Here is a 22,427-nt window from a genome sequence, read left to right as displayed (position 1 = left end):
TTTTATTTTTGTGAGTAGAAAACAATAACATGTTATAAAAGCCATGATAGAAGATATTCTTGCATACAACAAGCGTTTTGTAGCCGAGAAGGGGTATGAGAAATACATCACGAATAAATACCCGGATAAGAAGATTGCCATCCTCTCTTGTATGGATACCCGTTTGACCGCTTTACTGCCGGCAGCCTTGGGCATCAAGAACGGCGATGTGAAGATGATAAAGAATGCGGGTGGAATCATTTCACATCCGTTCGGTAGTGTCATTCGTAGCCTGATGGTGGCCATTTACGAGTTGGGCGTGACGGAAGTGATGGTTATTGCCCACTCCGATTGCGGTGCGTGCCACATGAGCAGCGCCCAGATGATAGAGCATATGAAGGCCCGGGGCATCAAGCAGGAGACGATTGATATGATTCGTTTCTGCGGAGTGGATTTCGAGTCTTGGCTGTATGGATTCGAAGATACGGAGAAATCGGTAAAGGGTACGGTGGAAGCTATTATCAATCATCCGCTGATACCGAATGATATCAATGTCAGCGGTTTCATAATAGATTCTGTGACGGGAGAATTGACCCCGGTGCAGTGATAGTTGTGCTTCACACGGTAATTTCCCCTGCCAGCGGTCGTCCCATCAGTTCGCGTATTTCGGCAGGTGGATAATCGTGCCCCAGAAGGAACATCAGCTTGGTTACGGCAGATTCCGTTGTGCTGTCATATCCGCAGACAACTCCTGCCTGCATCAGTTGGTAACCGGTTTCATAGCGCTCCATTTCAACAGTGCCGGCACTGCATTGGGTGACGTTGACAATGATGATGCCTTGTTCGCAGGCATCATGCAGGTGGCGTAGAAACCATTCCTTTCGGGGAGCGTTGCCGGAACCGTAGGTTTCGAGGACTACGGCCTTCAGTCCTTTAGTGGCAAGTATGGCTGCCACGACATTTTCCTGAATACCTGGAAAAAGCTTCAGTATGGCGATGTTGGTATCAAGCAGATAATGAGGCTCCAGTTCGTGGGGAGTGCCGTGCGTATGAATTTGCACATTATTATATTTAATATGTATACCGGCGGAAGCGAGTACCGGATAATTGAAGGAACGGAAAGCATTGAAGTTCTCCGCGTTCATTTTGGTGGTACGGTTGCCGCGCATCAGGTGGTTTTCGAAGAAGATGCAGACTTCGGGTACGATGGGCTGTCCGTTGGAGTGGCGGTCGGTGGCTATTTCGATACTGGTCAGCAGGTTTTCCTTGCCGTCTGTGCGGAGCACGCCAATGGGCAGTTGCGAGCCGGTTAGGATGACGGGCTTGTTCAGCCCTTCAAGCATGAAGCTGAGTGCAGAAGCTGTGTAGGCCATGGTGTCTGTGCCATGCAGGATGACGAAGCCTGTATATTGGTTGTAGTTGTTGCTGATGATGCGTACCAGTTTGCGCCAGGCATCGGGGTCCATGTCCGAGGAATCCATGGGCGGGTCGAATTGATAAGTGTCGATACGGAACGCAAATCTCTGAAGTTCGGGAACATGTTTCTGCAACTGCTCGAAGTTGAAGCTTTCCAGGGCGCCGGTTTCTGCATTCTCTATCATTCCGATAGTTCCACCGGTGTATATTAGCAAAACGGAAGTATTTTCTGGGTTCATGCGCACTTTTCTTTCATGTTTTCCATGCAAATATAATGATATATATTGAGAGTGATAGCAAAATGTTAGAAAAGAATAAACGGATATACAGAAAAAAGGTATGGAAAGTGTGAAAGTGTAAGCCGTAAGTTGTGCATATTTCTTGCCTTTTTAGAGGCTTTCTGTATTTTTATCGCAAAAAAGTCGCAAAAAGTGATAGATTGAATGTTTTTATTGTTACTTTTGCAACACTTATCATAAATGATAGAAACAAGAGACTATGAACAAGTACTATCAACATACAGTCACATCCATGTGGACCATGACCCTTAGGGGTTAGGGATAGTATTTTGTGTTTCTACGTGTTACACCATTTTCAAGCAGTTTTTCCATTTAATTAAAGTCAATGCAAGCCGTAGCAGCTTGTTTCCGACACATTGTATCAACCATCTCAACAATATAAAGAGAAATGAAAGTAATGAAATTCGGCGGAACGTCCGTAGGTTCCGTGAACAGTATTTTGAGCGTCAAGAGAATTGTAGAAGCAGTCGATGAACCGGTTATCGTGGTGGTGTCCGCATTGGGCGGCATCACGGACAAGTTGATAAACACCTCTAGAATGGCGGCAGCCGGTGATGCTTCTTACGAGAATGAGTTCCGGGAGATTGTCTACCGTCATGTGGAAATGATTAAGGAAGTGATTCCGGCAGGCGAGGTGCAGGTTGCCTTGCAACGCCAGATTGGTGAGCTGCTCAACGAGCTGAAGGACATCTTTCAGGGCATTTATCTGATAAAGGACCTTTCGCAGAAGACGTCCGATACGATTGTGAGCTATGGCGAACGTCTTTCATCTATCATCGTTGCCCAGTTGACGGGAGCGGAGTGGTTTGACTCACGCAAGTTTATCAAGACGGAAAAGAAGCATTCCAAGCATGTGCTGGATACGGAGCTGACAAATTCGTTGGTGCGCGAGACATTCAGCAGCCTGCCCAAACGCGTATTGGTTCCGGGTTTTATCTCCACAGACAAAATGACGGGAGAGGTAACGAACCTGGGTAGAGGTGGCTCTGACTATACGGCGGCAATCATTGCTGCTGCACTGGATGCCGACAGTCTGGAAATCTGGACGGATGTAGACGGATTCATGACAGCTGACCCGCGTGTGATTTCCAGGGCATACACTATCAATGAATTGAGCTATGTGGAAGCTACGGAGCTTTGTAACTTCGGTGCGAAAGTGGTCTATCCGCCTACAATCTATCCGGTTTGCCACAAGAATATCCCCATTCTGGTGAAGAATACCTTCAATCCGGAGGGTGTGGGAACTGTCATCAAGCGAGAGGTTTCCGACCCGCAAAGCAAGGCCATCAAGGGTATTTCATCCATCAATGATACGAGCCTGATTACAGTGCAAGGCCTTGGTATGGTAGGTGTCATCGGTGTGAACTACCGTATCTTCAAGGCGCTGGCAAAAAATGGCATCAGTGTATTCCTTGTGTCCCAGGCTTCTTCGGAGAATTCAACGTCTATCGGTGTGCGCAATGCGGATGCCGACCTGGCTTGCGAGGTGCTGAACGAGGAGTTTGCCAAAGAGATAGAGATGGGAGAGATTTCTCCTATTCAGGCAGAAAAGAACCTGGCTACCGTGGCCATCGTAGGCGAGAACATGAAGCATACACCGGGTATTGCCGGAAAGCTGTTCGGTACGTTGGGGCGTAACGGTATCAATGTGATTGCTTGTGCGCAGGGTGCTTCGGAAACCAACATCTCGTTTGTAGTGGACAGCAAATCATTGCGCAAATCGCTGAATGTCATCCATGATTCTTTCTTCTTGTCGGAATATCAGGTACTGAATCTTTTTATCTGCGGCATAGGAACCGTAGGCGGCAGCTTGATAGAGCAAATCCACAGCCAGCGCCAGAAGCTGATGCAGGAGAACGGCCTGCAGCTGAATGTAGTGGGCATTGCCGATGCAAACAAAGCCATGTTCAGCCGCGAAGGTTTCGATTTGGGACGTTTTCGTGAAGAACTGCAGGAGAAGGGAAAGGACAGCTCTCTGGAAACGCTGCGTAATGAGATTATCGGTATGAACATCTTTAACTCTGTCTTTGTGGACTGTACGGCAAGTGCAGGCGTGGCTTCCCTTTACAAGGACTTGCTGCTGCACAATGTTTCGGTAGTGGCTGCTAACAAGATTGCTGCTTCTTCCGAATACGAGAACTACCGTGAACTGAAACAGATTGCCCGCCAACGCGGTGTGAAGTACTTGTTTGAAACCAATGTAGGCGCCGGACTCCCCATCATCAATACCATTAACGACCTTATCCATAGCGGTGATAAGATATTGAAGATTGAAGCCGTGCTGAGCGGTACGTTGAACTATATCTTCAATAAAATCAGTGCCGACATTCCTTTCAGCAAGACCATTAAGATGGCGCAGGAGGAACGTTACTCCGAGCCCGATCCGCGTATCGACCTCAGCGGAAAGGATGTTATCCGCAAACTGGTGATTCTGGCACGCGAGGCCGGTTACTGTTTGGAACAGAGCGATGTTGAGAAGAACCTCTTTGTGCCCGATGACTTCTTTGAAGGCTCCCTGGATGACTTCTGGAAGAAAGTGCCGAGCCTCGATGCCGATTTCGAAGCCCGCCGCAAGGTGTTGGAAGCCGAGAACAAGCATTGGCGTTTCGTAGCCAAACTGGAAAATGGCAAAGCATCTGTCGGTTTGCAGGAAGTCGGCGCCAACCATCCGTTCTACGGGCTGGAAGGCAGCAATAACATCATCCTGCTGACCACGGCACGTTATAAGGAATATCCGATGATGATACAAGGCTACGGAGCCGGTGCGGGTGTAACGGCTGCGGGGGTATTTGCGGATATTATGAGCATTGCAAACGTTTAATCCAAATCGTAATATAGAAAGATGAAACACATCATTATATTGGGTGATGGTATGGCCGACTGGCCCGTGAAGGCTCTGGGAGGCAAAACCTTGCTGCAGGCGGCTACAACTCCCTATATGGACAAGCTGGCACGCATGGGACGTGTGGGAAGGCTGGTGACGGTGGCCGAGGGATTTCATCCCGGCAGTGAGGTGGCGAATATGTCCGTTCTGGGCTATAACCTGCCGAAGGTGTACGAAGGCCGCGGTCCATTGGAGGCGGCGAGTATCGGTGTGGACTTGCAGCCGGGTGAGATGGCGATGCGCTGCAACATTATCTGCATCGAGGGAGACAATATCAAGAATCATTCTGCCGGGCACATTACTACAGAGGAAGCGGATGTGCTGGTAAAATACCTTCAGGAGCATTTGAGTGATGACCGCGTGCATTTCCATACGGGCGTGCAATACCGCCATCTGCTGGTAATAAAAGGAGGGGACAAGCGCATTGACTGTATGCCGCCCCACGATGTCCCTTTGAGGCCTTTCCGTCCGTTGATGGTGAAGCCGATGGAGGGTACGGAGAATATTTCGGTCCCCGAAGGCGGTGCAGAGCTTACTCCGAAGCAGACTGCCGATTTGATTAATGATTTGATTCTCCGTTCGCAAGTGTTGCTGGAAAACCATCCGGTCAACATGAAGCGGAAGGCTGAGGGTAAGGACCCTGCCAATAGCATCTGGCCGTGGAGTCCCGGTTATCGTCCGCAGATGGAGCGCCTTTCAGACAAGTTCCCGCAGGTGAAGCGTGGTGCTGTGATTTCTGCCGTGGATTTGATTAACGGCATCGGCTACTATGCCGGATTGCGGCGCATCACCGTAGAAGGTGCGACGGGGCTTTATGATACCAACTATGAGAATAAGGTGGCTGCCGCCCTTGATGCATTGCGGACGGATGATTTTGTCTACCTGCATATCGAGGCCAGTGATGAGGCCGGTCATGAAGGAAACGTCCCCTTGAAGATTATGACGATTGAGAATCTGGACAGCCGTGCCGTAGGTCCTATCTACGAGGCTGTGAAGGATTGGGAGGAACCCGTTGCTATCTCCGTATTGCCCGACCATCCCACTCCCTGCGAACTCCGTACGCATACGGCCGAACCTATCCCGTTCCTCATTTGGCATCCGGGTATCGAGGCTGACGAAGTACGGACATTTGATGAAGTGGCAGCCTGCGAAGGCAGTTACGGACTGATGAAAGAAGACGAGTTTATTAATGAATTTATGAGTTCCACCACAGAGTAACACAGAGTTTCACGGGGTTTTATTTATAGAGAATTCTGTGAGACTCTGTGGTGAATAAAAAAATACCGCAATGAAATATTATAGCACCAACAAACAAGCCCCCGAAGCCACTCTTGAAGAGGCCGTGGTAAAGGGGCTTGCCGCAGACAAGGGGCTTTTCATGCCCTTTACAATCAAAACTCTGCCACAAGAGTTTTACGATAGCATCGATACACTCAGCTTTCAGGAGATAGCCTATCGCGTGGCAGATGCTTTCTTTGGCGAGGATGTTCCTGCCGATACGCTGAAACAGATTGTTTATGACACACTCAGTTTCGATGTCCCTCTGGTCCGGGTGACGGAGAATATTTATTCGCTTGAGCTGTTCCATGGTCCGACGCTTGCCTTTAAGGATGTGGGCGGTCGCTTCATGGCGCGTTTGCTGGGATACTTTATCAAGAAAGAGGGCAAGAAGCAAGTCAATGTTCTCGTTGCTACTTCCGGTGATACGGGGAGTGCTGTTGCCAATGGTTTCCTCGGTGTGGAAGGCATACACGTCTATGTGCTCTACCCGAAGGGAAAAGTCAGTGAAATCCAGGAGAAACAGTTTACTACCTTAGGGCAGAATATCACGGCCATTGAGGTCGATGGCACGTTCGACGATTGCCAGGCTCTGGTTAAATCCGCTTTTATGGACGGGGAACTCAACGAGCACCTGCAACTGACCAGCGCCAATTCCATCAACGTGGCGCGTTTCTTGCCGCAGGCATTCTATTACTTTTATGCCTATGCTCAACTGAAGCGTGCCGGTAAGGGAGACAATGCCGTCATTTGTGTACCCAGTGGTAACTTCGGCAATATCACTGCCGGCCTCTTCGGCAAGCGTATGGGACTACCCGTGGAACGCTTTATCGCTTCCAACAACCGCAATGATATCTTCTTCCAATATTTGCAGACGGGTGTTTATACACCGCGTCCCAGTATCGCTACCATTGCTAACGCGATGGATGTGGGCGACCCGAGCAACTTTGCCCGCGTACTCGACCTTTACGGAGGCAGCCATGCCGCCATCTCTGCCGAAATCAGCGGTGCCACTTATACCGACGAGCAGATTGCCGAAACTATGCGGGAAGTGTGGAAGAAAGACCATTACCTACTCGACCCGCACGGAGCCTGCGGCTTCCGGGCCCTGGCCGAAGGACTGAAACCCAGCGAAACGGGCGTATTCCTGGAAACGGCCCATCCGGCGAAGTTCAAGGATACAGTGGAGAAGATTATCGGTGAAGCCGTAGAAATACCTGCCAAGCTTCAGGCCTTTATGCGCGGTGAGAAGAAGAGCCTGCCAATGTCGAAGGACTTTGCAGACTTCAAGCAATATCTGATGCATGTATAAAGAATGGGACGTCAGTAAAGAAAAACACCGGATTGCTTGACATTGTCTTTCGGATGTTGTATCTTTGTAACTGCAATCTTAGTTCAGATTCAATTTTAAATTAGCATAAAAGGAGAGGCGTCGCTTCTCCTTTTTTGTTGTGTTCTTCCGTCACTTCATTAGCCAAAGCTTAGGGTTTACTCTCCTAAACCGGTGCTTTACAGATTTAATCCTCCACTTCAGCAAGCGGAATGGCAGGCATTTGCTTGGAAAATCCCGGCGGTTTTGACGAAAAGCTCGGATGTTTTTGACGAAAAGTCCGGATGTTTCGGATGAAAAGCTCCGAGCTTTCGGATGATATGTTCAGCGCTGACAGATGGTGTGTCGAGGATAAACGGATGATATGTTCGGGACGGATACATGGTTTGTTCCGGCTATATGAACGGACGATCATGCGTCTGTTCCGTTAATCTTCCATAAATCTGCTCTTGACAAGATTGGCTGCTTTATTCTGTATCGGGTTCTTCCCGGATGATGTTTATCATGCTGCCCAACTTATGATGGTTGTTCCATAGCACAAGCACTTCAATCTTCCGGAGACTGTGCCGGTAAAGAAGCGTATAGTCGGGATGCGGAATGATGTACCGTATGTTCTCTGCTTCGGTGGGCTGTCCGATAAACGGATTCAGCGTGACACGGTACAATGCATTTTGGAACAAGGTGTACAGAGTCCCGCCACACCGTTTGTTGCCATCTCTTTCTTGCGAGGAAATCAGCAAGTCCTTCAGAGCTTCTTTGGCAAGTGGCGACCATATTATTTGTTTAGCCATGCCTTCACCTCCTTACTGATTGTGACGTCCTCTTGTCCTTCTCCCTCATCCAGTTGCCGGCAGGCTTTCTTAAGGTCATGGCGTAGCCGGGTGGAGAATGCGAGGACTTGCTTTGTTTGCTGGGACGATTGCTCTTCTTTAACTTTTGCCATAACGTTATCTCCTTTTTCCTTAAAACATTTCAAAGTAATGAATTGTTTGAGGGGAAAAATACGAAGCTGATGAAAGATAAGAAACTGGAAGCCAATCTCAGTATGGTTGCATCGCGCGTCATGGCGGGGTTGAATATGAATGGATTGAAATTTCTGCTCCCTTTGTGGCTGGGTGCATTGACAGGTGTCACGGTGCGTTGTGTCTTTGCTGCCGTGGCATTTTGGATAACAAGCTGGTTTGTAAAGGAGGCACCGGTCACAAGGCGGCAGCGGATAGGGCTGTTCTGTCTGGGAGCTTTCGGACTCTACGGGTTCATGTTCTACTATCTGCTGGGTATCAGTAAGACGACTCCGGTTTCCAGTGCCATCTTCAACTCCATGCAGCCCATTTGGGTTTTTCTGATATCTGTCTTTTTCCTGCACGAAAAGGCTACGCTGATGAAGATAATCGGCATAGCGCTGGGTTTTGGCGGTGCGTTGTTGTGCATCCTTACGCAAGGCAGTGATGACCTGGCGCACGATGCGTTTACGGGCAACATGCTCTGCATGGTGAGCTCGCTGGTCTTTGCCGTTTACCTGATTGTGAGCAAGAAACTGCTGGAAGAGGTCGGGGTAGTGACGATGATGAAGTACATCTTTGGCGGTGCGGCAGTAACGGGATTGATTGTGTCGTCCATTATAGGCTGGGATGCACCCTTGCTTACGGATGCCTTGCATGGGAAGTGGCACTGGGTGCCGTGGGCGGTGTTGGCGTTTGTGCTGGTTTTCCCTACTTACCTCAGTTACTTTCTGGTTCCGGTGGGCTTGAAGTATCTCAAGACGACGGTTGTAGCCATGTACAGCTATCTGATACTGGTGGTGACTACCGTTGTTTCCCTCACCTTGGGGCAAGACCGTTTCAGTTGGACGCAAGCCGCTGCCATTGCCATGATTTGTATCAGCGTGTACTTTGTTGAAGTGGCGGAAGCGAAGAAGTAGTGACGAATACCAGGTATTCCCCTTCCGCTTCGATGGTGAATTCTGTACTGGTGCATTCGTTGAGTGTGCCTTGCCACCAGTTGGTGAAATCGCTGAGGGGATAGACCAGTCCTTTGCCATGCAGACCGTGTGCAGTGAAGTTGATGATGGATACTTGCTGTCCGGGATGGCTTGGGAAGGTGCGGGTACTCCGGCAGGGGATGAAGATGCCGTAATCGGTATAGGTACGTACATCGGCTCCGGCACGGAGATAGTCGATGAGCAGGCTGATATTTCCCAGTGTATGGTCTTCACGTTTGCCCGTGGCACCGATGATGGCGATACGGCGTTTGCCTTTCGCCAGCAGGAAGTTGACGGCTTTAGTCTGGTCGTTGGTCTCCTGGTCGCTGATACGGTGTAGGATATGTCCGAACTTCCGGCGGTTTTCATCACTGAGGGAGTCACCGTCGCCGATGATTACGTCGGGAGTATGGCCCCGGCGGATGTATTCGTCCGCTCCACCGTCGCAACAAACCACATAAGGCGCTTCCGCCAATATCTTTAAAGGTAGGGGACTTGCAGGATATTCCCCATTTGCCAAAACTACGGCATCAATAGTTAATAATTGCTCGTTGCTCGTTGATAGTTCGTCTTTCATGTCTTTCTTAATCCCTAATCTCTAATCCTTCATCCTTGTTCATCATTTTCCTCCATTTGAAGTAGCCAAAGATAGCTATAATTGTGTAAAGGGCATATAGTCCGGCTGTAAAATCAAGTCCTTTGTAGATGTACAGTCCGGCGCTAACGGCATCTACCGCAATCCATGCCCACCATTGCTCTACATATTTCCGTGCCAGCATCCACATGCCGGCTATGCTCAGTGCGGTGGTGAAGGAGTCCAGCCAGGGCACATTGCTGTCCGTGAAGTTTATCAATATCCAGGCAATGCCAAGCAGAGCGGCGATGAATACGGCAGTAAGTGGCAGCCGATAGCGCGCCGGCATATGGGTGATAGGAAGTTCCAGTTTTTGTTCTTCTGTTCTTGTGTCCTCTCCTTTCTGTCCTGCACCTTTCCGCCGCAAGATAGTCCGGCGCAGAAATGCTCCGTACTTCCACATCATCCAGCCGTAGATGGCAGCACCCAGATAATAGATGTTGATGCCGAAGTCTGCATACAGCCCCGCATCATAGTAGACAAAAATATAGACGGCAGGCATAATGATGCCCGCTATCCAAAGATAAATGCTTGCCCGGTACTCCAACCAGAGATAGAGAATCCCGACCACAGTGCCTATAATCTCAAGAGTATGTTCCATCAGAAATTGATTGCTATATGTCCCAATACATTCGTTCCCGCCTGGGCAGCGTAGCCGGCATAGTTGTAACGGACTTTTCCTCCGTTGTCGTCGTGATAGTATCCGCTGCCTGCGTATCCGTTGTTTTCGTATTCTTCATTGAACAGATTGTAGATGGTGCACCCTATGGTTACCGACTTTACTTTAGGCAACTTGAAGGTATAGGAAAGATTTAGGTTGCTTACGAAATAAGCATCCAGTGTGCACTCCTCTTGCTTGGCGTTACTCATGTATTGCTTGCTGATATATTGTGACTGTAACGAGGCCTCGAATCCCTTGAACGTATAGCCGAAGCGGTTGTTCAGTATGAAGTCGGGAGAGAATGCGATGGGGGTATCCCCGTGTTTGATGACCCATGCTTCCGACCCTGCCTCTTCGTTTTCAAAAAGTGTCTCGGTAAAGTTCTGCACACGGTTCTTGCTGAGTGTGGCATTGATGTCCCATTGCAAGCCGCAGTCCAGTTTGATGCCAGCCATCAGTTCAATACCCGTACGGTAGCTGTCGGGTACGTTGCTGGCCATGGCTTCGCCTATCTCGTTCAGCTCTCCCGTCAGTACCAGCTGGTCTTTATAGTCCATATAGTAGAAGTTGGCACCCGCATGGAGCCATGAGTTGGCGAAGGTATATCCCAGTTCGTAGTCGAACAAACGCTCAGCCTTGGGATGTTCGGTGAAGTAGCCGTCGGTGTAGTTGTTGCGCGTAGGTTCTTTATGGGCTACGCTGAACGAACCGTATAGGCGGTGGTTGCGGTCGATTTGCCAGGACAGTCCGGCTTTCGGGTTGAAGAAGTCGAAATCTTCGTCAATGTCCAATTTTTGCATTCCCGGAGTGGCGGCAGTCCAGTTGTACTTGTCGTTCAGTCCGTTTATCTTGTAGTTGATGTGGCGGTATTGCAGGTCGAGGTAGGCGCTGAGGCCGCTTACCAGTTCATAATTGACTTTCAGATAAATATTTCCGTCGTTCTTTGTGGCGTTGTTGCGGTAGTAGTCGTGGTCGGGGGTCAGTTCGCCGATATAGTTCTTTACCCAAAGCACTTTTCCGAAGTGGTCGCCGTCATAGCGGTTCAGTGCACCGCCTAGCGAGGCATGCAGACGGTCGGCTTTGTAGCTTACGGAGAAGATTCCACCGCCAAACCAGTTGTCCATTGCCTTCTTGCGGATAAGGTCGCTTACTTCTACCTTGCCGCCATTGTATTCGAAAGGAGACATGCCGTACTCTGCTAACGAGCGTTCACCTTTATATTCTTGATAGTATCCGTCGCCTTTGGTGTAGTGCAGGCCGATATTCAGGTTCCATTGTGGGGTGAAATTGTGGTTGAATAGCAGCTGGTAATTCTTTTGCGTATAGTTGTCGGTCTGGTCGTCATAGAAATGCAGTGCACCTCCTTCGTCCGTGAGGTAATGCTTCTCGCCGTTGTCGTCTTTATAATATTCTTTGTTGTATACATGGCCGTCCCGGTCGGTGGCGTACATGAATCCGCAGGAATTATAACGCCGTCCGTAACGTTCCATCTCTTCCTTGCTGGCATAGTTCCATGCGTGGTAAGTGCGCTCTTTGCCGGCAAAGGTTATCAGCTTGATAGAGGTGTTGTCATTGTAGTACCCTCCTTGCAGGTAATAGGAGTTCAGTCCCACAGACGCCCGGTCTATATATCCGTCTGTACTGATGTTGGAGAGCCGCGCGTCGAACGACCAATGATTGTTGATGAGTCCCGTTCCCACTTTCACCGTCTCCTTGTGCGTATGGAAGGAGCCGTAGGAACCGTTGAATTCTGCATAGGGTTTCATGGAGAAATCACCCGTCTGCATGTTGATGCTGGCACCGAAAGCTCCTGCACCGTTCGTTGAGGTACCAGCTCCGCGTTGCACCTGCATATCCTTGACGGAGGAGGCGAAATCCGGCAGGTTGACCCAGAATACCGTGTGGCTTTCCGCATCGTTGATGGGAATACCGTTAGCGGTGACGTTGATGCGTGTGCCATCTGTTCCGCGGACTCTCAGTGTGGTGTAACCCACCCCGGCACCGGCGTCGCTGGTAGTAATGGCGGAGGGTGTCATACTCAACAGATACGGCAGGTCTTGTCCGAAATTCTGTTTTTTCAGTTGTTCTTTGCCTATATTGGTGAATGCCACCGGTGTGCTGTTTGTGGCACGTGTGGAGATGACTTCCACTTCCTGCAGGTTTATCACCCGCAGACTGTCTTGCTCTTGTGTCTGCGCACAGACACCCAGTGCTGCCATAAGGAGGCAGGTCGCCATTGCATGTCTCTTCATTTGCAATTGTTTCGTTTAGATGAATACAGAAAAGGGGAACTTTTCTTCTTTTCCCTCCGCCGGCATTACCCGGATCAGGTTAATGGGTATGATCTCAGCCCGTCGTATTAGGGCACCCCTTAGTTGAAATCGGGAGCAAAGGTAGGAGTTTTCGTCGAAAGTGGCAAGTTAAGTGAACGAAAGTCAGAGTTATTTGTTAATTTTGCAGCATTAATTTTAAAAAAAGAGTATAGTTATGTTATCATCTTTATTCATGGCAGCCTTTGCTGCCCAAGTTGCTGACGATGGTTTCAGCAAACTGCAGATATTCCTTCAGCAATTGATAGATTGGGGCGTAAGTGCCGGTGGACGTATTATTGGAGCTGTCATCATCTTTGTGGTAGGACGGTTCTTGATTTCCTTTCTTAGGAAAATGCTGGCGAGGTTATTGGCAAAAAGACATGTGGATGCCAGTATCCAGAGCTTTGTGAAAAGTTTAGTCAATATCTTGCTGACCATTCTGCTGATTATTGCCGTTATCGGCAAATTGGGAGTGGAAACTACTTCTTTTGCAGCTTTGTTGGCATCTGCCGGTGTGGCTATCGGTATGGCACTTTCCGGAAACTTGCAGAATTTTGCGGGTGGATTGATTGTACTGTTGTTCCGTCCTTTCAAGGTAGGCGACTGGATTGAAAGCCAGGGAGTGTCCGGAACGGTACGTGAGATTCAAATCTTCCATACGATTCTGACCACAGCCGACAATAAGGTAATCTATATCCCTAACGGTGCGTTGAGCAGTGGTACAGTGACTAATTACAGCCGTGAGGATACGCGTCGTGTAGATTGGGTGATCGGTGTAGAATATGGTGAGAATTATGACAAGGTAGAGAGCACCGTGCGTCGTATCATCTCCGAAGACAGCCGTATCTTGAATACTCCCGAACCGTTTGTAGCTCTTCATGCCTTGGATGCCAGCAGTGTGAATGTGGTGATTCGTGTTTGGGTGAAGAGCGGAGACTACTGGGGCGTTTATTTTGATATGAACAAGAAGATTTACTCCGTATTCAATGAGGAAGGTATCGACTTCCCATTCCCGCAGTTGACGGTGCATCAGGCGAAAGACTGAGTGGGCTACAAGTTTCAATTTACTGGCTATCAGCTACTATAAGTTACGGGCTACAAGTGTACTGCATTATCATACTGCAGGACACTTGTAGCCCGTAACTTAATAGTAGTCGGTAACTCCGTAATTTATTTATAACTTAATTCTGCCTCTATTTCTTCGCAGACATCTTGCTCCAGGTTGAGCAGCTGATTGATTTCTTTTCGTTTTTCCAAATCCGTGAAATAGCTCTCCACTACTGCATAGATGTTGAAGCCGGTTGTGGAACCCGCAGCCAAATCCAATGACTCAACCATTTTCTCTACTGCTTGATGAATGCGTTTCTTACTGATAAAATGCAGTTCATTACTATGAATTAAGCTCTTTTCCATGATATTTTCTGTTTTAGTTATTGTAGTTATAACATTCTATCAAGCAAGTAAGTTCATGTAGATTGAACAGATTTGACAGTCGGTCGAATGATATTTTTCCTATATTTGCGAAAAATATAAACGCGGCAATGAAAGAACTGTTTATAAAAATACTCCGTTTTCTGATGTTTGTACTGGTCGTAGCTTTGGGCTGCATCGGATATAACATCTATGAAGATACGTTGGCTGCTGTGTGGATACCCGTAGGGGTAGGACTTGTGGTGGCAGTCGTTACACTTCCTCTATATAAAAAATGGATATGGCTGACAACGATGGAGCAAAAGGCAGTGAATATATTGTGCCATGTGGTGTGCGTGGGTGTCATCAGTTGTTCGCTTTTTCTGGTAGGGAATTATCGGATGGCGGCTCCAGCTTCGACAAAGGAGGTGACGGTTACCGTACTTGAGAAGCTGATAAAAGAACATGAAAAGAGACGTAAAGTAGGCAAGCATCGTTATGTGTCGGACGGAGTACGTAAGGAATATTACTTAAAGGTGGCTTTCGAGGATGGAGCGATAGAGACCTTGCATGTTTCCACAGCCACATACAACAAAGCACGAAAAGGCAAACCGAAAGTCCTGACTTTGCAGAAAGGAGGTTTCGGATTGCCGGTGATAACGAAGGGGCTATAGTTTTCATCCCCCCATGCAAGACATCAGATGAGGAACTGAATGCTCTTCTTAAAGATTTCTGCGTACAAAATGTCCGTCAATCCAAATGGTGGCATGGTGTCCTTTGAATTTCAGTAATACATAATTGGGAGCTGCCGGGCCTTTATCTCCACCTTACCGGTGAGCACTACGCTGTTTCCTTCTTCCTGAAAGCACAAACCTGCTTTCGGATTGGCTGCACCTTTGTTTTAAGACTGTCTTTGCCGGTTGCCAACCATACGGTGGTGGCCCCTTCCGACTTGATATTGCTCATTGGAACGGGGCTGGGATGATATTCTTTATAGGTTGTAAAGATACAGATAAACTGATAGGGAAATCCCTATGTATAAATAGAGAGAATCACGGAAAAGGAGGTTTTTATCATACTACATTTGCTGTATGGATAAATACTAAAACTTTCTATTATGAAAAAGATGTCAGTTGTTTTAGGCTTGTTACTCGCTGTCTTGGTGATGGGCTGTGGCATTTATGAAAGCTACGGGTTTGATTATAAGCAGTTGAGCAGCATTGAACGTGGTATGAGCTTTAAAGAGGTGTGTACCATTTTAGGAGAGCCTGCATTTAGAGATTTGAATAAGGAGGGAGAGGCTTGGACATTCCGCGCTTATACTCCTGCGGGGTGGTCGGCTGTCAAGGTGTGGTTCAAAGACGGAAAAGTGGACGAAATGAAGAGCTATCTGGAGGATACTTATCCGGTTACCACTTCGCGGGACAAGAGTTTCATGAATGAGAAAAAAGAATCTTCCGACAAGAGTAGCGAAACAAAGGTAATAGTTTCGCCGGAAGGGAAACATTACATCAAAATGGGCTCGGTAGTAGTCACTCCCGAAGGCAAGCATATAATAGTACCTTGATTATACCAACATAATCGTTTCCGGATATAGTATAATGTGAATATACCTTTCTATAAAGTGTTGATATTTATAAAGTTCTATATTTTTTGCAGATTTTAGGTATATGTAGTTCAAAGAATGTTATCTGAAATGAAAAGAATGGGCAATGTTTGTCATTGCTCTGTCTTTATCTTATATTTGAGTAGATAATATAGGATATCATTTTAAGAAAGGAACTAATAATAAGATAATAATATGAAGAGTATTGAGAAGGCGACCAATAATATGAAAATGGTATATTCCATTTTGTGCAATCTTAAGAAGTGTACAATCTTTGAATTGCAGAAACTGACGAAGTTCAGGGATGTGGATTTGTGTTTGGCCTTGGGGTATCTGCTGCAGAATAACCAGATTTATCAGAAGCGTATTGATAACATGGTTTACTATGGAGTCATCGCAAAATGAAAAGAGATACAATAGGTTTACCACACATTTTGCTTACATGCTTGCATGGTGCTTTCTAATTGTTTGTTATACCGCATTTTACAGTATGTAAGCAGATGCCATGCAAGTATGTAGGCAAACTTTGCTTGCATGCTGTTTTTTCTTGTGCAAATGGCTGGTCTTCTTTCCGCAAAGAACAGCTCTTTCTCCTACTAAAAGCTTATTAATGACTATTGTGCACGGTTGTGATGCAGTTTCTTCACTATTGTGGTACGGCTTCTTCATGCTTGTGGAGAAGTCGTACCACAATAGTGCGCATGCCTAACTATCATTTATTCAGTGTATTGACAGCCTATGTTAGAGCAATGAAAGACTGATAGACTGTCTTTCATTGGCTGTGTGTCTACCTTCAAAAGAGTGATATGGTAGTGGATAATGTTCATGTTTTGCTGCTTTTTCAGTGAAAGAAATCATGAATATTTGGATACTTGAAAAAGAAGTCCCACCTTTGCACGCGAATTAGAAAACCAAAAGAGTTTTGTAATCCTCATCGGAGGGCTGTAAAAATGCCGGATAAGATGACTGGGTAAAACCAATCATTTTATCCGGCATTTTTTTGCTTTTGGGCAAGACAATAACCTATAAATATAGTTGAACATGAAAAGAGATGCAATTGATTTGAGTACACTGAATGTGTTTACATTGTTTCGGAAATATTTTGTTCCTACGTTGCTGGGTATGCTCAGTATGTCGGCCGTAACAGCGATTGACGGGATATTTGTCGGGCATGGAGTAGGTAGCGACGGGATTGCGGCCGTAAATATCTGTGTCCCTTTACTGATGCTTTTTACGGGAATCGGGCTTATGGTTGGTGCCGGGTGTTCTGTGGTCGCTTCTATCCAATTGTCGAGAGGCAAAAGCAAGTCTGCTCGGTTGAATGTGACACAAGCATTACTGTTTGTAACGATTGTTGCTTTGATACCCTCTGCTTTGATGATGGCTTTTCCGGCAGAAACAGCCCGGATGCTCGGCTCTTCCGAACATCTGTTGCCTATGGTGACGGATTATCTGCTGTGGTTTGTTCCGTCATGGGTCTTTCAGATATGGATAACGGTGCCGCTGTTCGTCATTCGTCTGGACGGTGCTCCAAAGCTGGCTATGTTGTGCAGCCTGATTACGGCTGTAATCAATGTGGTGCTCGACTGGCTGTTTATCTTTCCTTTTGGCTGGGGAGTCATGGGAGCAGCATTTGCCACTTCCATCAGCATCATGGCCGGCGGACTGGTGGCGATGGTCTATCTACTGTTTTATGCTCGGCATTTGCGTTTACAACCACTCAAATGGAGTGTCAAGAGCCTGCGGCTTTCCGTGCGGAATATTGGTTACCAGTGCCGTATCGGTCCTTCTGCCTTATTGGGAGAGGCAACGCTTGCTGTTCTTATGTTCGTCGGGAACCAGGTATTTATGTCCTATCTGGGGGACGATGGCGTAGGGGCATTCGGTATAGCGTGCTATTATATTCCTTTTGTTTTCATGGTAGGTAATGCTATTGCACAATCTGCCCAGCCTATTATCAGCTATAATTTCGGACTGGGCTACAAGGAAAGAGTGATGACGGCGGAACGTATTGCGTTGCTGACGGCTGTGGTCTGCGGTGTGGTTGCAACGGTGGCATTCACTGTTTATCCTTATCTGCTGGTTGGCCTTTTCATCAGTCTTGACAGTGAAGCGGCGAAGATAGCGATACACGGTTTCCCCTATTTTGCAAGCGGCTTTGTCTTTTTCATTGTGAATATTGCTGTGGTAGGTTATTTTCAGAGTGTTGAAAGAATAAAGCCAGCTACGATTTTTGCTTTGTTGCGTGGCTTTGTTTTCCTTATTCCGAGTTTTATTTTGTTGCCGAAGTTCTTGGGTGTGTCGGGAATCTGGTTGGCAATGCCACTCTCGGAGGCTTTGACAATCATTGTGATTCTGCTTTTTGTTCTGAAGCATCGGTATGCTTATAAAGTTTCCAGTCAACTCATTACGTCGTAGATGCCTTTAAAAAAACGAGGTTGTGCCAACGTTTTGACATAACCTCCTAAAACCGTAACCTAAGATTTCTAAAATTGGCGAGATTGGACAATCATACATTTGTATGAACTCTATATATTTGCAAATTATATCGTTATAGATGAAAAGTAGCACTGAAAATATATACAAACAGAAAGTCAATCAAGTAATTGATTACATAAATTTTAATCTGCATCAGCCATTGCAATTGAATGTAATAGCCGACATAGTAAATATGTCTCAACGGCAATTGCTCCGTATGATGAGTTCTGCTTTGGATGAACCATTATACTCTTATGTGGCGAGGCAACGAGTAGAACGAGCTGTACTATATATGCAAACTGAAGACATGAGTTTACAGAATTTGGCTGGGTTAGTCGGCTACGATAATCCGCAATCGTTCTCCAAAGCATTTAAGAAACAATTTGGTATCTCTCCCAAAACATATATCAGCAGATTAAGGATGCGATTAAAAGAGTGCGAACATGATGGAAAGGAGTGCGAATTGCATTCTGAAGTCTACAATTTCGAGGGATTAAATTTAGTATATATCCGTATATGGGGTAAGTACGGAGAGGAAGAACCTTATGAAACAGTATGGAGTAAATTGATACATTTCTTAAAGAGCAATGACTTACTTCTGCCCGATACACGTTTTATTGGGTTAAGTTTTGACGACCCTAATGTGACAAACCCTAATCAATGTCGTTTCTATGCTTGTGCATCGGTACAAAAGGAAATTATGCCTACTTGTGAATTTGGTACAATCCGGCTACCACAAGGTAAATATGCGGTCTATACGTTGCAGGGGTATTATACAGATTTGCAGGACTGGTATAACATCATTAACGTAAGCCAAGAATATTCACTTCGTCATGGGATGTCTTTTGAGGAGTATATCAATTATTCAAAAGAAAATAAAAAAGAGAGTATCACAAAAATCTACATACCGATAAAATAAATAAAAGCATGGAAAATAGTTTACCTAAATATATAACTCTAACAGAGGATAATATAGATAAAGAACATATCTGCTGCGCATTCTCTGACAAAAAATGCTTGGAAGGATATGAGTCCAAAAAGGAATGGCTAAAAAAGGAATTTGCTAATGGCTATGTTTTTAGGCGGCTTGATGCACGAGCCAAAGTTTTTATAGAATATGTTCCTGCTGAATATGCGTGGCTTCCGGTTACTGCCCCTAATTATTTAATGATTAATTGTTTTTGGGTTTCAGGGCAGTATAAAGGTCAAGGGCATGGATATAATTTGCTCCAATTTGTGATTGAAGATGCAAAAAAGCAACAAAAAAATGGATTGGTTACTGTTGTAGGTACAAAAAAGAACCATTTTATGAGTGATACGAAATGGTTGCTGCAACATGGCTTTAAGGAAATAGAAAAACTTCCAAATGGATTTTCATTGTTGGTAATGAGTTTTCATGAGAATAGTGCAGTTCCATATTTTAATGATTGCGTCAAAAGTGGAGAATGCCCCGACAAACTGGGAATAGTGGCTTATTATTCTAATCGTTGCCCATATACGGATTATTATGTAAATGGAGTGTTGCGTGTTCTTGCGCAAGAAATAAATATTCCTTTGAAAGTAATTAAATTGGAAACGAGAGAGCAAGCACAAAACTCTCCTACACCAGCTACTATATTTTCTCTTTTTTACAATGGGAAGTTTGTAACTACGGATTTAAGTATTTGTACTGAGTCTAAATTTACAAAACTATTAAAGTAGTAAAATGAAAGAACTGGTTAATAACATGTTAGCTGAAATAGAGGTCAATATATCTGAAATCGACCTCTACGGTTATGATATTGTTGAAACTTTTCTTTCAATAGTGCGTCGTTTGCAAGCGGTTCTCAATGATTTAAAAACAAAACTGCAAATTCATTCCTTCTATAAGATTTATCGGATAGAAACACAATGCCCCGATGGTAGTAATGATGTAATCAGAAACTATATTAAGTAAAGAACTGGATAACCTGACCTGCTTCTTTAACCGTAATCTGGACTTTTACCAATATTATCGTTTTCATTCGACCTTGTATGATGAATATTATGTTGTTCGTGGAAAGTTTGATTTACGCCTATGTACCGATAGCGCACAATTCGATAAAGACCTGAATTTCTCAACCTTGTTTCTTCGGGTGGCATTAACAATGGCAACGTGGGAATAAAAGAAATGATGAATTTTCTCAGTACGGTGCTCTAAATGGAGTTAGGCGATTATTATGCCGCTTATATTGCCATGAAAGAACGGAAGAAGGATTGGACGGCATATCTTAGCCGTTTGCAAGACAGCTTAGTCAAACGAATGGACGAAGGATAGTAAATGACAAACTTCTGTTTTTCTTTTCGCCAGTATTATATTGCTTCAATATTATAAATCAACCATTTAGTCTTGTTGGGGTACCGTGCTGTGGATGCTTTCCAGCATAGAATTGATATGTACGGCTTCTGCGGTTCTGCCGGAAGCCTTGCCTAACTTCACGCTCCAGTGAGCCGGATTTATTTCCTGTTTGGTGTTGAACTGGGCTACAACTTGGTCGATAGTGATACGTGCGATAATCGGTGCATTACCGTTCTTCTTTACTGCATTTCGTTTGACGAAATAGAGTAGCTTAAAAGTACTTCTCATAATCTCTTTTTTTTAGTTACAAACTTAAATTGATAAACTGAAAATGAGATATTTGCAGTACGGACAAATCAAGACAACAAACCGCCAATTTGGGACATTCCGTGACCTAAAATCTTAGAGGGTGGACAGGTCACGAATTGGTCACGAAAGTGTGTCTTTTTGTGACCTTTTCGTGTCTTAGGTCACAGACATTATATAAAGAAAAACTCCTACAATACCTTGATATTGTAGGAGTTGTACATTTACTGTCCATTTCTGTCCAGCGTTTCTGTGATCCGCTTGGGGCTCGAACCCAAGACCCCAACATTAAAAGTGTTGTGCTCTACCTGCTGAGCTAGCGAATCAGACCTTATTGCTGTTAAGCGGGTGCAAAGATAGCTACTTTTGTTTAAAAAACAAATGGATTAAGGGAAAAAGTTTTGAGAACGACTTCTGCTTTTACTCTTCTTGTTGATTATCAGTCTGTTCAAACTTGTGAATTTTTTCTCTGTTTATGATGAAACGTTGATAGTAGGAGAGCATAAGGGTGGTAAGCGGAAGTGCTATAATCATACCCAGCATCCCCATCAATGACCCCCAAATCGATAAAGACAGTAGGATGATGGCAGGGTTCAGGCCCGTAATTTTCCCCATGACACGCGGTACGATGAATCCGTCTTGAATGGCTTGTACTATGATGAATACCGCAAGGGCCGATGCAATGATAATCCAGAAGTTTCCTCCCGTATCCGCTGCTTTCAGTATGGCCAGCACGATGGTAGGTATAAAGCCGATAATCTGTAAATAGGGCACTAGGTTTAAAGCACCGATGAACAAGCCGAGCCCAATGGCCAGTGGGAAATCAATAATCAGAAAACCTATACTGAACAGAATACCGACACACAATGCCACGAATGCTTGTCCGCGGAAGTATCTGTTCATGCCGTCTTTCACATCGTTCATTACATTGATTACGAAGGGCCGGTATTTCTGTGGTACCAGGTGGGGCCACCCTTCGGAAATGCTTTCATAGTCCAGCAATATGAAGATTATATAGAGAAGAATGAGAAAGAAAGTGAAGAAGCTGAACAGTAGATTGACGGATTCTGACAGCAAGGACCAGAGCCGGGGAACGGTTTCCTTGATGGCGTTCAGCATATTCTCTTCCTTGAACAATTGGGTGACAAACTGGGTGTCTATGTTCTCACGAAGGAATTCAGAGAGTGTTTTGGGCACATTGCCGTCGTGGGTTCCGTTGGAAAAGTAGTCTATTACCAAATCTTTTACCCTGACGAATTCGTCCATCATGGGAGGCACAAGCAGATAGAAGGCGGTTCCTCCTACAATCAGAATACTGAATAAGGCGCAGAAGATGGATATGACCCGGTTCTTGAGCCTTAATCTGTACTGGAAGAAGGTGACCAGGGGGTATATCAGATAGGCAATGAGCCATGCGATGAAGAATGGCAGCAATACGCCGCTTAGACGCTTGAAGAGCATAAGGATGCCGATAATAATGACACCGAGTATGACACCGCGGATAAAACTGTCGAATGTAATCTTTTTGCGTTCCAT

At 45.9% G+C, this 22,427-nt stretch carries 21 protein-coding genes, 1 tRNA gene, 2 pseudogenes and 1 riboswitch; of the genes and pseudogenes, 13 read left to right on the top strand and 11 right to left on the bottom strand.

From position 1 onward, the window contains the following. Positions 1 to 43: 43 nt before the first annotated feature. Positions 44 to 586 carry a beta-class carbonic anhydrase gene (locus DXD65_RS07510; RefSeq protein ID WP_005834976.1) on the top strand — a complete coding sequence of 181 codons (543 nt, stop codon included), beginning with the start codon at positions 44 to 46 and terminating at the stop codon, positions 584 to 586. A gap of 10 nt (positions 587 to 596) precedes the next feature. Here DXD65_RS07510 and DXD65_RS07505 read toward each other — a convergent pair whose 3' ends face one another. Then, on the bottom strand, positions 597 to 1,634 hold the full coding sequence (locus tag DXD65_RS07505; RefSeq protein ID WP_005828507.1) for an asparaginase: 1,038 nt from the start codon (positions 1,632 to 1,634) through the stop codon (positions 597 to 599). 448 nt (positions 1,635 to 2,082) lie between these two features. On the opposite strand from DXD65_RS07505, the gene thrA reads away from it, so the two are divergent. The 3 genes from thrA to thrC all read left to right on the top strand — a co-directional run bounded on the left by thrA (position 2,083) and on the right by thrC (position 7,168). Then, positions 2,083 to 4,515, top strand: coding sequence for a bifunctional aspartate kinase/homoserine dehydrogenase I (thrA, locus tag DXD65_RS07495; RefSeq protein WP_117681354.1), 2,433 nt, complete (start codon positions 2,083 to 2,085; stop codon positions 4,513 to 4,515). Positions 4,516 to 4,536: 21 nt separating this feature from the next. Next, on the top strand, positions 4,537 to 5,796 hold the full coding sequence (locus DXD65_RS07490; RefSeq protein WP_117878729.1) for a cofactor-independent phosphoglycerate mutase: 1,260 nt from the start codon (positions 4,537 to 4,539) through the stop codon (positions 5,794 to 5,796). Positions 5,797 to 5,866: 70 nt separating this feature from the next. Next, complete coding sequence (gene thrC, locus DXD65_RS07485; protein ID WP_117681352.1) at positions 5,867 to 7,168, top strand: threonine synthase; 1,302 nt, start codon at positions 5,867 to 5,869, stop codon at positions 7,166 to 7,168. Positions 7,169 to 7,653: 485 nt separating this feature from the next. Here thrC and DXD65_RS07480 read toward each other — a convergent pair whose 3' ends face one another. After that, positions 7,654 to 7,977: a type II toxin-antitoxin system RelE/ParE family toxin gene (locus DXD65_RS07480; RefSeq protein ID WP_005834986.1), complete on the bottom strand. Its 324-nt coding sequence runs from the start codon at positions 7,975 to 7,977 to the stop codon at positions 7,654 to 7,656. Then, positions 7,962 to 8,129, bottom strand: a complete 168-nt coding sequence (locus DXD65_RS07475; protein WP_016274202.1) for a hypothetical protein — start codon at positions 8,127 to 8,129, stop codon at positions 7,962 to 7,964. Before DXD65_RS07475 ends, DXD65_RS07480 begins: the two co-directional genes overlap by 16 nt. A gap of 69 nt (positions 8,130 to 8,198) precedes the next feature. Here DXD65_RS07475 and DXD65_RS07470 point away from each other — a divergent pair, with 69 nt between their 5' ends. Further along, positions 8,199 to 9,107, top strand: a complete 909-nt coding sequence (locus DXD65_RS07470) for a DMT family transporter (protein ID WP_022402260.1) — start codon at positions 8,199 to 8,201, stop codon at positions 9,105 to 9,107. On the opposite strand, the gene DXD65_RS07465 is transcribed toward DXD65_RS07470, so the two are convergent. The 3 genes from DXD65_RS07465 to DXD65_RS07455 are packed head-to-tail and all read right to left on the bottom strand — an operon-like array spanning position 9,067 to position 12,714. Further along, entirely contained in the window at positions 9,067 to 9,744 is a 678-nt protein-coding gene (locus tag DXD65_RS07465) for a thiamine diphosphokinase (protein WP_009037242.1), read from the bottom strand. The two genes, DXD65_RS07470 and DXD65_RS07465, sit on opposite strands and share 41 nt — an antisense overlap. A 7-nt stretch (positions 9,745 to 9,751) precedes the next feature. Then, positions 9,752 to 10,402: a nicotinamide riboside transporter PnuC gene (pnuC, locus tag DXD65_RS07460; RefSeq protein ID WP_022402261.1), complete on the bottom strand. Its 651-nt coding sequence runs from the start codon at positions 10,400 to 10,402 to the stop codon at positions 9,752 to 9,754. Further along, on the bottom strand, positions 10,402 to 12,714 hold the full coding sequence (locus DXD65_RS07455) for a TonB-dependent receptor (protein WP_117887490.1): 2,313 nt from the start codon (positions 12,712 to 12,714) through the stop codon (positions 10,402 to 10,404). Before DXD65_RS07455 ends, pnuC begins: the two co-directional genes overlap by 1 nt. Before the next feature lie 33 nt (positions 12,715 to 12,747). Next, positions 12,748 to 12,844, bottom strand: a riboswitch (TPP riboswitch). A gap of 105 nt (positions 12,845 to 12,949) precedes the next feature. On the opposite strand from DXD65_RS07455, the gene DXD65_RS07450 reads away from it, so the two are divergent. Beyond that, a complete protein-coding gene (locus DXD65_RS07450; protein WP_034528887.1) occupies positions 12,950 to 13,819 on the top strand; it encodes a mechanosensitive ion channel family protein in 870 nt (289 codons plus the stop codon). A gap of 125 nt (positions 13,820 to 13,944) precedes the next feature. On the opposite strand, the gene DXD65_RS07445 is transcribed toward DXD65_RS07450, so the two are convergent. Continuing rightward, complete coding sequence (locus DXD65_RS07445) at positions 13,945 to 14,187, bottom strand: hypothetical protein (protein WP_005828479.1); 243 nt, start codon at positions 14,185 to 14,187, stop codon at positions 13,945 to 13,947. Between the two features lie 128 nt (positions 14,188 to 14,315). On the opposite strand from DXD65_RS07445, the gene DXD65_RS07440 reads away from it, so the two are divergent. Then, the gene (locus tag DXD65_RS07440; RefSeq protein WP_005828477.1) at positions 14,316 to 14,858 is read left to right on the top strand and encodes a hypothetical protein; all 543 of its coding nucleotides are present in this window, start codon (positions 14,316 to 14,318) and stop codon (positions 14,856 to 14,858) included. 48 nt (positions 14,859 to 14,906) lie between these two features. Here the strand turns inward: DXD65_RS07440 and DXD65_RS21225 are convergent. Further along, positions 14,907 to 15,198, bottom strand: a pseudogene (locus DXD65_RS21225) (pyridoxamine 5'-phosphate oxidase family protein). A 103-nt stretch (positions 15,199 to 15,301) separates the two neighbouring features. Here DXD65_RS21225 and DXD65_RS07430 point away from each other — a divergent pair. From DXD65_RS07430 to DXD65_RS07400, 6 genes and pseudogenes are all read left to right on the top strand, one after another. Then, the gene (locus DXD65_RS07430; RefSeq protein WP_005828472.1) at positions 15,302 to 15,751 is read left to right on the top strand and encodes a hypothetical protein; all 450 of its coding nucleotides are present in this window, start codon (positions 15,302 to 15,304) and stop codon (positions 15,749 to 15,751) included. A 234-nt stretch (positions 15,752 to 15,985) separates the two neighbouring features. Next, positions 15,986 to 16,195 carry a winged helix-turn-helix domain-containing protein gene (locus DXD65_RS07425; RefSeq protein ID WP_005828467.1) on the top strand — a complete coding sequence of 70 codons (210 nt, stop codon included), beginning with the start codon at positions 15,986 to 15,988 and terminating at the stop codon, positions 16,193 to 16,195. Positions 16,196 to 16,831: 636 nt separating this feature from the next. After that, positions 16,832 to 18,208 carry an MATE family efflux transporter gene (locus DXD65_RS07415; RefSeq protein WP_005835018.1) on the top strand — a complete coding sequence of 459 codons (1,377 nt, stop codon included), beginning with the start codon at positions 16,832 to 16,834 and terminating at the stop codon, positions 18,206 to 18,208. Positions 18,209 to 18,347: 139 nt separating this feature from the next. Further along, positions 18,348 to 19,187 (top strand): GyrI-like domain-containing protein, encoded by an 840-nt coding sequence (locus DXD65_RS07410; RefSeq protein WP_005828457.1) that lies wholly within the window; start codon positions 18,348 to 18,350, stop codon positions 19,185 to 19,187. 8 nt (positions 19,188 to 19,195) lie between these two features. Continuing rightward, the gene (locus DXD65_RS07405; protein WP_005828455.1) at positions 19,196 to 19,969 is read left to right on the top strand and encodes an N-acetyltransferase; all 774 of its coding nucleotides are present in this window, start codon (positions 19,196 to 19,198) and stop codon (positions 19,967 to 19,969) included. A gap of 4 nt (positions 19,970 to 19,973) precedes the next feature. After that, positions 19,974 to 20,564: pseudogene (locus tag DXD65_RS07400) on the top strand (RteC domain-containing protein). Positions 20,565 to 20,630: 66 nt separating this feature from the next. On the opposite strand, the gene DXD65_RS07395 reads toward DXD65_RS07400, so the two are convergent. The 3 genes from DXD65_RS07395 to DXD65_RS07385 all read right to left on the bottom strand — a co-directional run bounded on the left by DXD65_RS07395 (position 20,631) and on the right by DXD65_RS07385 (position 22,427). Then, positions 20,631 to 20,873 carry an Arm DNA-binding domain-containing protein gene (locus DXD65_RS07395; RefSeq protein ID WP_233556125.1) on the bottom strand — a complete coding sequence of 81 codons (243 nt, stop codon included), beginning with the start codon at positions 20,871 to 20,873 and terminating at the stop codon, positions 20,631 to 20,633. A gap of 271 nt (positions 20,874 to 21,144) precedes the next feature. Continuing rightward, positions 21,145 to 21,217: transfer RNA gene (locus tag DXD65_RS07390), tRNA-Lys, on the bottom strand. A gap of 94 nt (positions 21,218 to 21,311) precedes the next feature. Then, positions 21,312 to 22,427, bottom strand: a complete 1,116-nt coding sequence (locus DXD65_RS07385) for an AI-2E family transporter (RefSeq protein WP_008665790.1) — start codon at positions 22,425 to 22,427, stop codon at positions 21,312 to 21,314.

Origin of the sequence: Bacteroides sp. 4_1_36, from assembly GCF_003466325.1 — a bacterium.
Classification (GTDB): Bacteria; Bacteroidota; Bacteroidia; order Bacteroidales; family Bacteroidaceae; genus Bacteroides; species Bacteroides uniformis.
Note: the sequence above shows the minus strand (reverse complement) of the source record. Positions and strands in the feature narration are given on the sequence as shown.

Coding starts and splice junctions, on each gene's coding strand:
- DXD65_RS07510 (WP_005834976.1), top strand. CDS start 44: ATGATAGAAGATATTCTTGCATACAACAAGCGTTTTGTAGCCGAGAAG.
- DXD65_RS07415 (WP_005835018.1), top strand. CDS start 16,832: ATGAAAAGAGATGCAATTGATTTGAGTACACTGAATGTGTTTACATTG.
- DXD65_RS07470 (WP_022402260.1), top strand. CDS start 8,199: ATGAAAGATAAGAAACTGGAAGCCAATCTCAGTATGGTTGCATCGCGC.
- thrA (WP_117681354.1), top strand. CDS start 2,083: ATGAAAGTAATGAAATTCGGCGGAACGTCCGTAGGTTCCGTGAACAGT.
- DXD65_RS07405 (WP_005828455.1), top strand. CDS start 19,196: ATGGAAAATAGTTTACCTAAATATATAACTCTAACAGAGGATAATATA.
- DXD65_RS07465 (WP_009037242.1), bottom strand. CDS start 9,744: ATGAAAGACGAACTATCAACGAGCAACGAGCAATTATTAACTATTGAT.
- DXD65_RS07490 (WP_117878729.1), top strand. CDS start 4,537: ATGAAACACATCATTATATTGGGTGATGGTATGGCCGACTGGCCCGTG.
- DXD65_RS07455 (WP_117887490.1), bottom strand. CDS start 12,714: ATGAAGAGACATGCAATGGCGACCTGCCTCCTTATGGCAGCACTGGGT.
- DXD65_RS07430 (WP_005828472.1), top strand. CDS start 15,302: ATGAAAAAGATGTCAGTTGTTTTAGGCTTGTTACTCGCTGTCTTGGTG.
- pnuC (WP_022402261.1), bottom strand. CDS start 10,402: ATGGAACATACTCTTGAGATTATAGGCACTGTGGTCGGGATTCTCTAT.
- thrC (WP_117681352.1), top strand. CDS start 5,867: ATGAAATATTATAGCACCAACAAACAAGCCCCCGAAGCCACTCTTGAA.
- DXD65_RS07440 (WP_005828477.1), top strand. CDS start 14,316: ATGAAAGAACTGTTTATAAAAATACTCCGTTTTCTGATGTTTGTACTG.
- DXD65_RS07385 (WP_008665790.1), bottom strand. CDS start 22,427: ATGGAACGCAAAAAGATTACATTCGACAGTTTTATCCGCGGTGTCATA.
- DXD65_RS07505 (WP_005828507.1), bottom strand. CDS start 1,634: ATGAACCCAGAAAATACTTCCGTTTTGCTAATATACACCGGTGGAACT.
- DXD65_RS07425 (WP_005828467.1), top strand. CDS start 15,986: ATGAAGAGTATTGAGAAGGCGACCAATAATATGAAAATGGTATATTCC.
- DXD65_RS07445 (WP_005828479.1), bottom strand. CDS start 14,187: ATGGAAAAGAGCTTAATTCATAGTAATGAACTGCATTTTATCAGTAAG.
- DXD65_RS07395 (WP_233556125.1), bottom strand. CDS start 20,873: ATGAGAAGTACTTTTAAGCTACTCTATTTCGTCAAACGAAATGCAGTA.
- DXD65_RS07450 (WP_034528887.1), top strand. CDS start 12,950: ATGTTATCATCTTTATTCATGGCAGCCTTTGCTGCCCAAGTTGCTGAC.
- DXD65_RS07475 (WP_016274202.1), bottom strand. CDS start 8,129: ATGGCAAAAGTTAAAGAAGAGCAATCGTCCCAGCAAACAAAGCAAGTC.
- DXD65_RS07410 (WP_005828457.1), top strand. CDS start 18,348: ATGAAAAGTAGCACTGAAAATATATACAAACAGAAAGTCAATCAAGTA.
- DXD65_RS07480 (WP_005834986.1), bottom strand. CDS start 7,977: ATGGCTAAACAAATAATATGGTCGCCACTTGCCAAAGAAGCTCTGAAG.